Origin of the sequence: Massilia sp. 9096 (assembly GCF_000745265.1) — a bacterium.
Lineage (GTDB): Bacteria > Pseudomonadota > Gammaproteobacteria > Burkholderiales > Burkholderiaceae_D > Telluria.
Map to the genome: position 1 here is coordinate 2,195,203 of NZ_JQNN01000001.1, position 14,483 is coordinate 2,209,685.

Sequence of the window (14,483 nt, forward strand, 5' to 3'; positions counted from 1 at the left end):
AGCGCACGGCTGAAAAGAATTTGCCTAACTGCAACTTACGACCTATAGTGGCAATCTCGCATCTAGAACCGGTTCGGCCGAGGATTGTCACAAGAATGAAACTCAATCGCATCGGCATCGCCCTGATCGCGAGCGCTCTGCTCGTGATCGCGCTGGTCGTGAGCCTGCTCGTGATGCGTCAGCAGGACAGCCGCCTGGCCGAAGTGCGCGTGAAAGGCGCGGCCGTCGCGCGCTCGCTGAGCAGCCTGCCGATCGCCGCGCTCAAGGGTGGCGCCGGCAACGGCTTGCTGGGCACCCTGTTCGCCTACCATGACAATGGCGATTTCGCCTATGCCGCCGTGACCGATGCCGGCGGACGCACGCTGACCGACGTCGCCGGCCGCGGCACGCTGGTGCCGGGCGCGCCGCTGCCCGTCGACGCCGCCGGCTTCAACGAGCGCCTGCTCCCGGCAGCGGGCGGCATGCGTGCCATCCACGAATTCTACGGACCGCTGCTCGACCGCAGCCAGGGCGCGGCGTTCGTGCGCGTCGGCTTCTACCAGCCGGCCTATGCGCTGCTGCCGCGCGACGTCTCCTTCCTGGCGCTGCTGGCGCTGATGATGTTCATGCTGGTGCCTCTGATCTATATGGTCGTCAAGCGCGAAATGGCGCCGCTCGATGCGCTCGGGCGGCAGCTGCGCCAGCTCGCCGTGGAACAAAACAGGCAAAACGCACAGAACGCGCGGGCGCCCGGCCTGGAAGCCGCATGCGACGTGCGCGAGCTGGCGCACAGCCTGCAGTCCTGGCTGCAAACGACCGGCGCGCGCATCGCCGAACTCGAACACGCCAGCCTGAACGCCACCGCCGACAACCGCGTCCTGCAGTACGGCAGCAAGAAGCTGACCGCGGCCCTGCAGTCGCTGCCCGACGGCCTGCTGATGCTGGCGCCCGGCGGCGTGGTCAGCTTCGCCTCGGACAAGATCGAGCCACTGCTCGGCGTGCCGTTGAAGGACATCCTCGAGCAGCCGTTCGAGTTCTGGTGCCGCGACCCGGCGCTGCGCGCGCTGCTGGCGCGCTACGACGGCGAAGGCATCGAGGCCAGCCACGCGCTGCGTCCGGCCAGCGTCGATTTCACCTCGGCCAACGTCGAAGGCAAATACCTGTCGGCGACCGCCCAGCCGCTTACCGCCGCGCATGGCCAGATGGCGTTCGGCACCCTGGTGGTGGTGCGCGACGTCACCCGCGAGCAGCTCGCGCGCCAGGCCGGCAACGACTTCGTTGCCCACGTCTCGCACGAGCTGAAGTCGCCGCTGAACGTGATCGGCATGTACGCCGAGACGCTGGCCGACGCCGACGACGAGTCGCTGCGGGTCGAATCGCTGAACGTGATCCAGGACGAGATCGAGCGGATGAACGCCCTGGTCGGCAACCTGCTCAACGTCAGCAAGCTCGAAACCGGCAGCATGAGCCCGGAGCGCAACCGCGTGCGCCTGGACGACCTGCTGCGCGACGCCTACGACAACGCCCTGCCGCGCGCCACCGGCAAGCAGCTGCGCATGGCGCTGGACCTGCCGCGCGAACTGGAAGCGGTGGCGATCGACAAGGACCTGTTCCGCATCGCCCTGAACAACCTGCTGACCAACGCCATCAAATACAACCGCCCGGGCGGCAGCGTCACGCTGAGCGCGCACAACGAAGAGCACGAGATCGTCATCAAGGTCACCGACACCGGCATCGGCATCGGCCCGCAGGACCGCGAGCACGTGTTCGACAAGTTCTACCGCGCCGCTGAAACCGATGCCAGGACCGCGCGCGGCGGCCATGGCCTGGGCCTGTACCTGACCGCGCAGATCGTCGAGCTGCACCACGGCCGCGTGAGCGTGGACAGCGAGCTGGGAACCGGCAGCACCTTCTCCATCCACCTGAAGATCGCGCCGGCCGCCGCTGGTGTCGCGACACTATGACGCACCATATCCTGCTGGTCGATGATGAGCCCCACGTCACGCGCGTGCTGCGCCTGACGCTGGAAAAACAAGGGTATTCGGTGACCGTCGCGCACGACGGCAACGCGGCCCTCGAGCGCATGAAGGAGCGCCTGCCCGACGTCCTGATCAGCGACATCCAGATGGACGGCATGGACGGCCGCACGCTGTGCCCGATCGCGCGCAAGACCTACCCGGACCACGATTTCCTGATCCTGGTGATGACCTCGATGACCGCGCTCGAGGAACGCAGCTGGGCGCGCGAATTGCCGAACACCGAGTTCCTCGAAAAACCCCTGAGTCCGCGCCAGCTGGTCGCGCGCCTGTCACGCCACTTCGGAGAATCATGAGCTTCCCATCCAATCTCGAGTTCGCGCGCTACGCGCGCTGGCTGGGCCGCAGCGTCGGCCGCACCGACGGCATGGATGCGCTTGCGCTCATCGTCTGCGACGCCGCCGGACAAGCCGGCTGGAGCGCGCCCGAACACGCCGATCTGCCGACCTGGCTGGCGCAGTTGACGGCCGCCGGCTTTGCCTGGCCCTGCAACGGCGACGGCATGCAGCGCCACGATGCGGCGGACGCCACGCTGCTGTACGCGCCGGTGCACGCCAAGGGTCAGCGGATCGGCTACGCCGGCGTGCGCGTCGCGCGCGCGGACGCGGACGCGGAAGCGCCGTTCGCCTGGGATGCGCTGGCCGAAGGCCTGGAAGACGTGGCCGCGGCGATCGGCGACGAAGCGCGCATGCAGGGCGAACTCGACGCGATGGCCGGCGAGCTGTCCGACCGCTACGAAGAGCTGCACCTGGTGTATGCGATCGACCGCCAGATCCAGGAAATGCCGACCGGTGAAGACCTGTTCGGCAACCTGCTCGAGAGCTGGGCCGACCACATGAACGCCGACGTCGCCGCCTTCATCAAGCCGGGCGAGAACCTGTGCGTGTCGGCCACCAACCTGTCCAAGCCGATCCACAACCTCGACCTGGTGCTGGTCGAGATGCGCGGCGACTTGTACCGCTTCGCGCACTCCTCGCGCCAGCCGATCGTGCTGAACGAAGCCGACGATCCGCGCCGCGCCTACATCTTCACCGACATGCCCTTCAAGATCCTGTGCTGCCCGGTGTTCCAGGACAAATCGGTGGTGGCGATCCTGGTGCTGCTGAACCACGCCGACAAGGAAGACTTCAGCAACAGCGACCGCAAGCTGGGCCAGGTGCTGGCCAATCACCTGTCCAGCCTGTCGCGCATGCACGGCATGCTGGCCGAGACCAGCAAGTTCAACCAGCAGATGGCGGCCGCGCTGATCGAGGCGGTCGAAGCCAAGGACCCGTACACGCGCGGCCACTCCGAGCGCGTGCACCACATCGCGATGGAGCTCGGGCGCGCGCTGCGCCTGCCCACTCGCGAGCTCGACAACCTGTTCTGGGGTTCGCTGCTGCACGACGTCGGCAAGATCGGCATCCCGGACGCGGTGCTGTGCAAACCGGGCCGCCTGACGCGCGACGAATTCACCTTCATCATGGTGCACCCGGAGCGCAGCTACGAGATCCTGCGCCACATCGACCGCCTCAAGGGCGCGGTGCCGGGCGCGCGCCACCACCAGGAAAAGTTCGACGGCAGCGGCTACCCGCACGGCCTGGCCGGCGAGGACATCCCGTACGCGGCGCGCATCATCGCCGTGGCCGACACCTACGACTCGATCACCAGCTCGCGCGCCTACCGCGCCGGGCGCAGCCACGAAGTGGCGATGGCCGAGATCGTGCGCTGCGCCGGCACCCAGCTCGACCCGGACGTGGTCGCCGTGTTCGAGGCGATGTGCGCCAGGGAGCCGGACTGGATCGAACGCTTCGGCATCCAGCGTACCCCGGCGGCGGCCGAAGCCGCATGAGAGACAGCGCGGCAAGCGGCGGCGGCGCCGACATCACGCGCAGCCGCATCGGCGCGATGACCTACCTGGCGCCGGCGGCGGCCCTGGTGGCCGACGACGCCGTCACCGGCCTGCGCGAGGCGCTGGGCGAATGCATCGCGCGCCACCAGGTCGCGATCGTGATCGACCTGGCCAAGGTCACGCTGCTGTCCGGGCGCGCGCTGGAGATGCTGGTCGATTGCGCCGAGCGCCTGGCTGGCCTGGGCGGCTGGTTGAAACTCGCCTATCCGAGCCCGCTGCTGCAGGAAGTCCTGGCGGCCACCGGCCTGCAGGACCAGCTGCCGCTGTTCGAAGCGAGGGCAAGCGCGCCGAAGCGCGCGCACGCGCCCGGGGCCAAGCTGGGCGACCTGCTGGTCGAGCGCGGCGCCGCCACCGCCGAGCAGGTGGCCGAAGCCTTCCGCCTGCAGGACCAGACCGGCAAGCGCATGGGCCTGATCATGGTCGAGAAGAAGTGGATCAGCGAAGCCGTGCTGTACGGCGCGCTGGCCGACCAGCTCGCCCTGCCCTACGCCAGCCTGCGCGCCGGCCTGTATGATCCGGCCGCGCTGGCGCTGCTCGAGCGCGACGTGGCGCGCCGCCTGAACGTGCTGCCGCTGTTCCTGGTGCGCGGCACGCTGACCGTCGCCACCGCCGAGCCGCAGGCGATCCATGCCTTCGACGAGCTGCGCACCCGCACCGGCCTGAAGATCCGGGTCGCGGTGGCGCCGCCGACCGACATCCGGCGCCTGTCCGACGATGCCTATGGCGGCACGCTGCCCGAATTCATCTCGAGCGAAGCCAGCGACCTCGAGCTGATCGCCTCGACCATCCCCGACGACTATACCCAGATCGACGAGATGGCCGGCGCCAGCCCGGTCATCAACATGGTCAACGCGGTGATCCAGCGCGCCATCCGCGACAGCGCCAGCGACGTCCACATCGAGATCTCGCGCAACCGCGCGCGCATCCGCCTGCGCATCGACGGCATCCTGTACGAGGTGATGTCGCCGAAAGTCGACCAGCACCCGGCGATCGTCTCGCGCCTGAAGGTGATGGCCAACCTCGACATCGCCGAACGGCGCCTGCCGCAGGACGGGCGCATCCAGGTCGCCACGCAGGGCCGCACGGTCGACCTGCGCTTCTCTTCCCTGCCCGGCATCTACGGCGAAAAGGTGGTGTTGCGCGTGCTCGACAAGAACCAGTCGATCCTCGACGTCGACAAGCTCGGCATGAACGACGGCGCCGTCACCGGCTTCAAGCGCCTGCTGGGCCGCAGCCACGGGCTGATCCTGGTCACCGGTCCGACCGGCAGCGGCAAGACCACCAGCCTGTACGCGGCGATCAGCCATCTCAAGAGCATCGAGAAGAACATCGTCACGATCGAGGACCCGGTCGAATACCAGCTCGACATCATCAACCAGAACCAGGTCAACGACGCCATCGGCCTGAGCTTCCCGAAGATCCTCAAGCACGTGCTGCGCCAGGACCCCGACATCATCATGATCGGCGAGGTGCGCGACCGCCAGACCGCCGAGATCGCGGTGCAGGCGGCGCTGACCGGCCACCTGGTGCTCACCACCCTGCACACCAACGACACCCTGGGCGCGGTTTCGCGCCTGGTCGAGATGGGCGTCGAGCCCTACCTGCTGTCGTCGGCCCTGATCGGCGTGGTGGCGCAGCGCCTGGTGCGGCGCGTGTGCCAGGGCTGCCGCACCAGCTACCTGGCCACGCCGGAGCAGGCGCAGGCCTACCGCTGGCGCGGCGCGGGCGACCTGCGCCTGGTGCGCGGACGCGGCTGCCCGGCCTGCTACGACTCAGGCTACAAGGGCCGCATGGGCATCTACGAGATGCTCGAGGTCGGCCCCGAGCTGCAGCGCATGATCGTCGCCAACGCCAGCAAGGACCAGATGAGCGCCCATGTGACGGCCTGCGGCCACCACGACCTGTACGCCGACGGCATGGCGCGCGCTTTCGACGGCCACACCACGCCCGAAGAAATCGCGCGCGTGGTCCATTCGCTGTAAGCCCACCGAGGAGCGCGCACCATGCCGATCGAACTCGACGTATCCAGCGACGCCGCCACGGGCGCGCGCGCGGGTGGGCCCGTACGCGCGGGTGCGCGCCTGACGCTGGGCGAACGGGCGCCGGGCGTGCGCGAGCGCATGCTGTTCACGGAGCGCCTGGCGCTGCTGCTCGACACCGGCGTGCCGCTGCACACCGGCCTGCAATCGCTGCTCGAGCAAATGAAGCCGAACGAACAGCCGCGCCTGCGCGCGATGATCGCGGCCATGGCCGACGACATCCTGGCCGGCGAGCGCTTCTCGCATGCGCTGGGGCGGCATCCGCTGTTCCCGCCCACCTACGTCAACCTGGTCGCGGCCGGCGAGGCCGGCGGCTTCCTGCCCGACGTGCTGACCCAGCTGGTCGACATGGACGAAAAGGAGGATCGCCTGCGCCGCACCGTGGTCTCGGCGCTGTCCTATCCGCTTTTCCTGCTGGCCTTCTCGGTGATCGTCGTGCTGTTCATCCTGATCTGGGTATTCCCCAAGTTTGCCGTGATGTTCGAGCAGATCCGCGACCAGCTGCCGATCACCACGCGCATCCTGCTGTCGATCAGTACCTCCCTCACCCAGCACGGCACGCTGGTCGGCGCGGGCGCCGCCGCCCTGGTCGTCCTGGGCTGGGTGCTGGCACGCCGGCCGGACGTGCGCGCCGCGCTGGACCGCGCCACGCTGCGCGTACCGGTACTGCGCGACATCTTCGCGCAAATCTACCTGACCCGGCTGCTGCGCGTGATGGGCATGTCGCTGGAGCGCGGCGTCACCATCCTGGCCACGCTGGAGGCCTGCCGCGGCATCGTCAGGAACGCCGACGTGCAGCGCTTCATCCTCGAGCTGGAAACCGACGTCACCGAGGGCAAGGGCATCGCCGCCGGTTTCCAGAAAAGCCCGTTCGTACCACCCTCGGTGCGCCAGATGGTCGCGACCGGCGAAGCCACCGGCACCCTCGGCCGCGTGATGGGCCGGGTGGCCGATTCGTTCGACCGCGATTTGACCAAGAAGCTCAACCAGCTGTCGAAACTGGCCGAACCGGTCATGCTGATGGTGATGGGCGCGATGGTCGGCACGCTCGTGAGCTCGCTGATTTTGCCGATTTTTAAGCTGTCGCGCGCCGTCCACTAAGTTTTCTGTGAGAAATCAGCCACAGTTGGCACAGCGCTTGAGAATTCAGCAATTTTGACACAGGCTTTGTGTTACCCTGCGGAATTAATAAATTCCTTTAACAAAGTCCTCCCCGGCTTTGTCACCCACGAGAGAACAAACCAGCCATGACCACCCTGTCCATGCGCCGCAGCCGCGGCTTTACCCTGATCGAATTGCTGATCGTCGTCATCATCATCGCGATCCTGGCGGCGATTGCGATTCCGCAGTTTTCGTCGAGTACGTCGGATGCGCAGTCCGCGGCGCTGGATGCCAATCTGGCGACGCTGCGCACCGCGATCGAACAGTACAAGGTCCAGCACAACAATACTTACCCGGGCGCGACCACTTCGACCGGTACATGCCCCGGAACGTCCAAAAACTATAAAGGCGACCTCGACTCCGGCGACGCATTCAGCGCCCAGCTGCAGTACTATACGAATGCCGCTGGCGTAGCCTGTGACGTCGCCAACGCCGATTTCAAATACGGTCCTTACCTGCGCCAAGGTGTACCGGCCGAGCCGGTCAAGAGCCAGGTAGCCGTCAGTGTCAAAAACACGGGCGCAGTCCTCACCGCCGACAACAGCACCGGCTGGATGTTCGACGACAAGTCCGGTCAGTTCATCATGAACAACAGCGCGATGGACACCAACAGCCCACAGCGCGCCTGGTCGGCTCACTGATCGACCGACGTCCTCGTATGCCTTGCCGCCGCGACGGGTTCACCCTGGCCGAAATGCTGGTCACCTGCGCCGTGCTGGCCGTTGCCGCGGCGGTCGCGCTGCCCACCAGCCAGCCGGCCGTGGAGGTCCGCGCCGGCGCGGCCGCCAGCGAAGTCGCGCGCGCGCTACGCTTCGCGCGCGAGGACGCGATGCGCACCGGCGTAACGCGCATGGTCAAATGCGACATGGCGAACAACACGCTCACGGTCTACGTGCCCGACACCAGCGGCAACGTCGCCACCGCGCTGAACGATCCCTTGACCAAGATGAACTACGCGCTCGCGCTCGGCCAGCCGCGCGCCGGCGTGAGCGCGACGCTGCGCACTTGCAGCTTCCAGTTCAGCGACAACACCCAGGCCGCCGCGGTCGCCTTCGACCCCAGCGGCAATCCGGTGCGCGGCATCGCTACCACCTCGGCGCCTGCCCCGGCCCGACCCCGCCCGCGCCGCCCCCCGCGCCTGGCGCGACCAACGTCGCGACGCTCAACAGCGGTTCCATCCAGCTGATCCTGGGCAGGCTGACGCGTACGATAACCATCGACGCCATCGGCCGGGTGACCGCGTCCTGACCATGGTAAATCTGGCATGGCGTGGGCCTGCGCGGCGCTCGCAATCGGGCTTCACGCTGTTCGAGGCGCTGCTCGCAATACTCCTGCTGGGCACCTGTTTGATCCCGGCCTCGTATGCGCTGCGCGACGCGCTGCACGGCCCGGCCGACAACGCCGCCGCGGCGCGCAATCTCGATTGCGTCACCAACCTGATGGAAACCGTGCTGGCCTCGCCCTATAGCATGCTGTACGGCCTGGCCACGTCCGATGGGGCCTCGGCCTACCCGATCCCGAACGAGACCGGCTGCCCGGCGCGCCAGGTCAAGATCCAGCTCTACGGCAACGCCGTGACCAAGGTGATCGGCCCCGGTGGCACCAGCCCTTACCTGCTGTACGTCAGCGTGTCGCTGGCCGATCCCGCCGACGGCAACCCGTACACGCTGAGCACGCTGGTAGCGCGATGAAGCCCACCGTGCGCCGCTGCGACCACGGCTTGAGTCTGGTCGAACTCTTGATGGCGCTGGCGATCAGCGCGGTGCTGCTGCTGCCGCTGGCCGCGCTGCTGCAGGACGCGATGGAGAGCGGCGCCGTCGGGCGCAGCGCGCTCGATCTCAACGGCGACCTGCGCTTCGCGCTCGACCGCGTCGCCGCCCGCGTGACGACCGCGGCGCGGCCGGCGCAGTTGCAGCCACAGGCACCGCCGCCGCAATTTCCACCCTATGGGGACACGCCGGCCGTCGCCGCCTGGATCGCGCCGTTCGCCTACAGCGTGTCGGGAACCAGCCTGGTAGAAACCGACCCGGGCGTGACGCCCACGCGCACCAGCGTCATCGCCGCCAATGTCGCCTCCTTCAAGCTGTCGGCCGTCGATACCACCTACGGCCAGGGGCTGGTCAGGATCGAGCTGACGCTGGCTGCCAACGGCGCGAGCGCCAGCGGCGCGCGCACGGTGCGCCTGTGGGGTCCGCAATGATGCGTACACCCGTACGCCACCCCATGCGCCACCGCGCGCCTCGCCTGGCGCGCCGCCAGTCCGGCGCTCTGCTGCTGAGCGTGGTCCTGGTGCTGGCGATCCTGGCCGCGCTGGCCTTCACTCTCAGCCGCGGCGCCGGCGCCGGCGCGCACACGGTCGCGTCGGATTACGAGCGGCGCCGCATCGCCTACCTGCTGCAAGCCGGCACCGAAGCGTTCAAGTGGAGCAACGAGGTCAAGTGCGACACCAAAGCCGTCAGCTTCGCCCTGGACGGCGTCACGGTCACCACCGGAACCGGCACCAAGGGCAAACCGGCCAATTACGTCACCGTGACGGCGAATGCCTTTATCGGCGACGGCCTCAAGGGCGTGAACACGAGCACGCCCACCAGCCCGGGCGGCAGCCTGACGCGCACGGTCGCCCTGTATGACCTGAGCAGCAGCAACTTCGAAAACAAAGATGCGGTCAACGCATCCGACACGACGCTCTCGTATGGCAACATGGTACCGGTGGGCGGCGCTTTCACGCTGGGTTTGTCGTCAGGTACGCTGGGAACACAAAATGCGCTGCTCTCGTGGACACTTGCCGAAATCCCTCAGAACTTGCAGATCATGTCGGCGCTGCTGACCCTGACGGCCAGCGGCACCGCCGCGCCGACGGTCAACGTCCACCGCATGCTGACTCAATGGACCGAAGCGAGCGCCACCTGGACCGTGGCGCGCGGCGCATTGCTGACCGGGTACACCGGCTGGAACAGCCCGGGCGGCGACTACGCCGCCACCCCGGCCGCCAGCGCCACCCCGGTCGTCGCCGGCGGCAACTCGACCGTCCAGTTCGACGTCACCGCCCTGGTCGACGGCTGGATCAGTGGCCTGTACTACAACGACGGTCTGGTACTGCGCCTGCCCATTGCCGACCAGAGCATGACCTTCAACAGTTACGAAGCGCTCAATACCAAGACGCGCCCGACCCTGCACGTGAGTTTTGCCAAAGCATGCGGATGATGAACACACACCTGCAGCGCACATGCACATGCGCGCGACACTCGGGAGACGCCGCATGAGCCTGCGCAACCTGAGCGTCCGGCTGCGCGCCGGCTTTCCGGCACGGCGGCCCGGCCGCGCCATGCCGCCGATCGGCGCCGACTTCGCCGCCCAGTCGCTGAACCTGGTGCAGGCCACGCCCGTCGAGGGCGGCTGGCGCCTGCAGGCGGCCGCCTTGGCGCCCTACCCGATCCCACGCGCCGAGCTGCTGGCGGCGCCGAACGAGCTGGCGCGCTTCGTCGCGGGCGTGCTGGCGTCCGCACCGTTCCAGGGGCGGCGCGTGGTGTCGGCCCTGCCGCCGGGCGAAGTGCGGATCCTGCCCTTGAGCGTGCAGCTGGCGCAGGGCCAGTCGGAAGCCCAGGCGGTGGCCAAGGCGGCCGTCGAACAGCTCGGCGTCGCCCCGAGCGGCACGGTGCTCGACTACTACCAGGTGCGCGGCGCCGACGGCGAAGGCGCGAGCCGCCAGGTGCTGGTCGCGGCCGCCCAGGAGGCGCGCGTGCTGGACTACCTGGCGATGCTGGAAGCCGCGCGCCTCACCCCGGTCGCGCTCGACATCGGCCCGGCCGCGATCGCGCGCCTGCTGGCCACGCTGCACGGGGCCGACATCGGCCAGTCGACGATGCTGCTGAACTTCGGCTCGGCCAAGAGCTACGTCACGGTGATCTGGGGGCGGCGCCTGATGCTGGATCGCGAGATCGACTTCGGCGAGGAGCAGCTGGCCGACGCGGTCGCGCGCGCGCTCGAACTGCCGCGCGCCACCGCGACCAGCCTGCTGCGCGAGCACGGCATCGGCGCCCGCGCGGCCGAGGGCGCGCATGCGGAGCTGCGCCGCGCGATCCACGAAGTGCTGCACCCGGCGTGCCTGGCGCTGGCCGACGAGCTGGCCCACACCCAGGTGTACGTCGCCTCGCGCACGCGCGGCAGCACGGTCAGCCGGGTGTACCTGAACGGCAGCCTGGCGCGCTATCCCGGCATCCAGGCGCGCATCGGCGAACTGATCGACGTGCCGGTGCACCTGCTCGATCCGTTCGCCGCCTTCGGGGGTGCGGGTGCGGACAAGGACGGCATCGGCCGCGCGCTCGCGCTGGCGGCCGGCCTGGCATTGCGGAGCGACGCGAATGGCTGACATCGACATGATCCCGCGCAGCTACCGCGAGGCGGTGCGCGTGCGCCGCACCGTGCGCCGCGCCGGCGCCGCGCTGGCCTGCGTGGCCGTGCTCGGCATCGGTGCGGTCGGCGGCGTGCGTTGGCGTGGCGCTGCGCTCGAGCGCCAGGCGGCGGCGCTGGAAGCCGCGGCCAGCCGAGCCCAGGCGGACCGTACGCGTGACGCCACGCTGCAGGCGGCCGGCATGCGCCTGCAGCGTGGCGTCACCGCCTTGCACGCGCTGCGCCGCGAGGGCGAACTCGAGGCCTTCAGCCGCGCGCTCGACGCGGCGCTGACCGACCAGGTCTGGCTGACCAACTTGACGCTGCAGCGCGATGCCCAGGGTACGCCCGCCAAGGACGCGCCGGCCGATCCGGCGGTCGAGCAGGTGGCGCCCGCCGATGCCGCCGACGGCGCGCCGACCTGGCGCCTGGCCAGCACGATCGAGATCAGCGGCGAGGCGACCGACTACGGTGCCGTCACCGCCTTCCTGGCCACCCTCGCCCGCCAGAACGGCGTCAGCGGTTTGCGCCTGGTCGGCAGCAGCGCCGGCGCCGACGGCGGGGCAATCCAGTTCCAGGCCACGGGTTTCCTCGCGCGCCCCAAAGACACCATGAGCATGCCATGAGCCTATCGAACTTCCAGCGCAGCCTGGCCGCGATGCCGGCGCGCCAATTGAACCTGGTGGCCGTCGGCGCGGTCGCGATCGTCGCCGCGCTGGCCTTGAGCGCCCTGCGCGCGCCGCTGTCCAACCTGCGCGCGCAGGGGGCGCGCCTGGCCGCATTGAAAGCCGCGCCGCAGTTCGCGTCGAGTACGCCGCCGGCGCCGGCCGCACCGCCGAGACCGGTCGTGATGCCGACGCCACTGGCCCTGATCGCTGCAGTGAGCGCGAGCGCGCGCGCGGCCGGCGTCACCGTCGCCAGCGCGGTACCGGGCGCGCAAAACACGGTCGCCGGGCTGCGCCGGCAGACGCTGGACGTCGAGGCCAGCGGCGGCTACGGCGCTATCCTGGACTGGATCGCCGCCATTGAAGCGAAGCAGCCGGCGGTCGGCGTGGTGCGCCTGGAGCTCAAGCCTGCGCCGGACCAACCACGGCGCCAGGTGCACCTGCAGCTGGCCGCGTATTCGACCGGGAGCCAGCCATGATCCGCGCCTTGAGCACGGCCGCGCTGCTGTGCGCCTGCGCTGCGCCAGCAGCCGGCGCCAATACCGCCAATGCGGCCGATGCGGCCGGCGCGCACGCCACGGCGCGGCGCGATCCATTCGCGCGGCCGGCGGCCTCGATCCCAGCGGCGCCCGCGCCGGCCGCCGCCGAAGACGCCGCGCCGCCGCCGCCGCCGGCCCCGTTGCACCTGCGCGCGTTGATCCTGAACGGGGCGCGCTCGCTGGCCAGCATCGATGGCGACGTCGTCGCCGCCGGCGAGCGCGCACGCGACTACCAGGTGCTGCGCATCGACGCACGTGGCGTGCTGGTCGCGCGCGCAGGCAAGCAGGAACTGCTGTCAATGAACGAAAAGGAAAAGCAATGAAGGTTTGGCGAACACTCCTGGCCGGCTGCCTGCTGGCGCCGGCCGCTCATGGGGCGGGCGCAGACGCGGTCCAGAGCGTGGCCCAGGCCGCCGCGGCGCCTGCGGTCGCGGTGGCAGTAGCGACCGCACCTGCAGCGGCCACCGCAGCCGCGGCGGACACGATGTCGTACACCTTCCGCGACACGCCGATCGCCGAGCTGTTCAACATGCTTTCGCGTACCGGTCACGTCAACATCGTGCTGGCGCGCGGCGTCGCCGGCAACGTCTCGATCAACCTGTACGACCTGACCGTGCGCCAGGCGATCGAGGCGGTCGCCGAGGCTGGCGGCTACGTCGTCACCGAGCGCGCCGGCGGCTTCTTCATCGCCGACCCGAAGGCGATCCAGAAGGACAGCGCGGCCCCGGGACAGCAGGTGCGCTCGCTGAAGGTGCGCTACATCGACCTGAAGAAAGCCGGCGAGATCCTGGCGCGCCAGCTCGGTCCCGGCGGCACCGTCACCACGCTCGACCAGAGCCGCACGCTGGTGGTGGAAGCCAACGAGGCTGGCCTGGCGCGCGCGGCGGGCGTGCTGCGCGAAATCGACCGGCCGCCGCAACAGATCCTGATCGAAGCGAAGATCCTGGAGATCACGCTCAACCAGGACGAGAACTTCGGCGTCGACTGGAACCGGATCGTCCATTCGGACGGACCGGTCACGGTCGGCGCGACCGGCCTGGCGGCCAGCACCGGCCCGCGCTTTTTCGCAAACGTCATCACCAACAGCCTGGAAGCGCACCTGACGGCGCTGTCCAACAAGGGCCGCGTGCACACGCTGGCCACGCCGCGCCTGCTGGCGCTGGAAGACCAGGAAGCGACCACCAACGTCGGCGACGAGATCGGCTACAAGCTCACCACCACGATCAACAACGTTACCACCGAGTCGATCCAGTTCCTGCAGACCGGCGTGATCCTGCGCGTGACGCCGTCGATCGACGTCGACGGCCGCATCCTGATGCGCGTGCACCCGGAAGTCAGCTCGGGCTCGATCGCCTCGGGCATCCCATCCAAGAACACGACCGAGGTCAGCACCCAGCTGGTCGCGGCCGACGGCCAGGCGGTGCTGATCGGCGGCCTGCTCAAGGCCAGCAGCAACTACCAGCGCCAGGGCGTGCCGCTGTTGTCCGACATCCCGCTGGTCGGCCGCGTGTTCTCGAACACCGCCGACACCGGCGCCTCGACCGAGACCATCGTCGTGATCACGCCGCACATCGTGCCGGCCGGGAGCGCCCTGATCGACGCCGCCAGCGCGCAAAAGGTCGAACAGAGCGAGCGCGTGCTCGGCCTGCGTAACGACGTCCTCGACCGCAAGATCGAGCTGATCGCGCCGCCGCGCACCGAGTCCGTGCGATAAGGCGCCTGGAGCGGCGCCGCGCCGCGCCGATGGCGCACACCCGCGCGCATCTGTGCGGCGCAGTACGGAA

Annotated in this window: 15 protein-coding genes; all 15 read left to right on the plus strand. The window is 69.1% G+C overall.

Going from position 1 to position 14,483, the window contains the following annotated elements; genetic code table 11:
• The first annotated feature begins 95 nt into the window (after nt 1-95).
• The 15 genes from FA90_RS09305 to FA90_RS09375 all read left to right on the plus strand — a co-directional run bounded on the left by FA90_RS09305 (nt 96) and on the right by FA90_RS09375 (nt 14,413).
• Nucleotides 96-1,943 (plus strand): sensor histidine kinase, encoded by a 1,848-nt coding sequence (locus FA90_RS09305; RefSeq protein WP_036168228.1) that lies wholly within the window; start codon nt 96-98, stop codon nt 1,941-1,943.
• On the plus strand, nt 1,940-2,311 hold the full coding sequence (locus FA90_RS09310; RefSeq protein ID WP_051971633.1) for a response regulator: 372 nt from the start codon (nt 1,940-1,942) through the stop codon (nt 2,309-2,311). The genes FA90_RS09305 and FA90_RS09310 overlap by 4 nt, the downstream gene beginning before the upstream one ends.
• Nucleotides 2,308-3,846 (plus strand): HD domain-containing phosphohydrolase, encoded by a 1,539-nt coding sequence (locus FA90_RS24920; protein WP_051971634.1) that lies wholly within the window; start codon nt 2,308-2,310, stop codon nt 3,844-3,846. The genes FA90_RS09310 and FA90_RS24920 overlap by 4 nt, the downstream gene beginning before the upstream one ends.
• Entirely contained in the window at nt 3,843-5,888 is a 2,046-nt protein-coding gene (locus FA90_RS09320) for an ATPase, T2SS/T4P/T4SS family (RefSeq protein ID WP_051971635.1), read from the plus strand. Before FA90_RS24920 ends, FA90_RS09320 begins: the two co-directional genes overlap by 4 nt.
• Nucleotides 5,889-5,909: 21 nt before the next feature.
• Nucleotides 5,910-7,046 (plus strand): type II secretion system F family protein, encoded by a 1,137-nt coding sequence (locus FA90_RS09325; protein ID WP_036168231.1) that lies wholly within the window; start codon nt 5,910-5,912, stop codon nt 7,044-7,046.
• 161 nt (nt 7,047-7,207) lie between these two features.
• Nucleotides 7,208-7,747, plus strand: a complete 540-nt coding sequence (locus FA90_RS24925; RefSeq protein ID WP_197065269.1) for a prepilin-type N-terminal cleavage/methylation domain-containing protein — start codon at nt 7,208-7,210, stop codon at nt 7,745-7,747.
• A gap of 17 nt (nt 7,748-7,764) precedes the next feature.
• Nucleotides 7,765-8,292 carry a Tfp pilus assembly protein FimT/FimU gene (locus FA90_RS09335; RefSeq protein WP_036168234.1) on the plus strand — a complete coding sequence of 176 codons (528 nt, stop codon included), beginning with the start codon at nt 7,765-7,767 and terminating at the stop codon, nt 8,290-8,292.
• Nucleotides 8,293-8,356: 64 nt separating this feature from the next.
• Complete coding sequence (locus tag FA90_RS09340; protein WP_036168251.1) at nt 8,357-8,797, plus strand: type II secretion system protein; 441 nt, start codon at nt 8,357-8,359, stop codon at nt 8,795-8,797.
• Nucleotides 8,794-9,306, plus strand: a complete 513-nt coding sequence (locus tag FA90_RS09345) for a prepilin-type N-terminal cleavage/methylation domain-containing protein (RefSeq protein ID WP_036168254.1) — start codon at nt 8,794-8,796, stop codon at nt 9,304-9,306. Before FA90_RS09340 ends, FA90_RS09345 begins: the two co-directional genes overlap by 4 nt.
• A complete protein-coding gene (locus tag FA90_RS09350) occupies nt 9,303-10,310 on the plus strand; it encodes a DNRLRE domain-containing protein (protein ID WP_156116645.1) in 1,008 nt (335 codons plus the stop codon). Before FA90_RS09345 ends, FA90_RS09350 begins: the two co-directional genes overlap by 4 nt.
• Before the next feature lie 55 nt (nt 10,311-10,365).
• Nucleotides 10,366-11,475 carry a pilus assembly protein PilM gene (gene pilM / locus FA90_RS09355; RefSeq protein WP_036168259.1) on the plus strand — a complete coding sequence of 370 codons (1,110 nt, stop codon included), beginning with the start codon at nt 10,366-10,368 and terminating at the stop codon, nt 11,473-11,475.
• The gene (locus FA90_RS09360) at nt 11,468-12,121 is read left to right on the plus strand and encodes a PilN domain-containing protein (protein WP_036168262.1); all 654 of its coding nucleotides are present in this window, start codon (nt 11,468-11,470) and stop codon (nt 12,119-12,121) included. Before pilM ends, FA90_RS09360 begins: the two co-directional genes overlap by 8 nt.
• On the plus strand, nt 12,118-12,639 hold the full coding sequence (locus FA90_RS09365; protein ID WP_036168264.1) for a GspMb/PilO family protein: 522 nt from the start codon (nt 12,118-12,120) through the stop codon (nt 12,637-12,639). The genes FA90_RS09360 and FA90_RS09365 overlap by 4 nt, the downstream gene beginning before the upstream one ends.
• Nucleotides 12,636-13,022 carry a hypothetical protein gene (locus FA90_RS09370; protein ID WP_036168265.1) on the plus strand — a complete coding sequence of 129 codons (387 nt, stop codon included), beginning with the start codon at nt 12,636-12,638 and terminating at the stop codon, nt 13,020-13,022. Before FA90_RS09365 ends, FA90_RS09370 begins: the two co-directional genes overlap by 4 nt.
• On the plus strand, nt 13,019-14,413 hold the full coding sequence (locus FA90_RS09375; protein WP_036168268.1) for a type II secretion system protein GspD: 1,395 nt from the start codon (nt 13,019-13,021) through the stop codon (nt 14,411-14,413). Before FA90_RS09370 ends, FA90_RS09375 begins: the two co-directional genes overlap by 4 nt.
• The last annotated feature ends 70 nt before the right edge of the window (nt 14,414-14,483 follow it).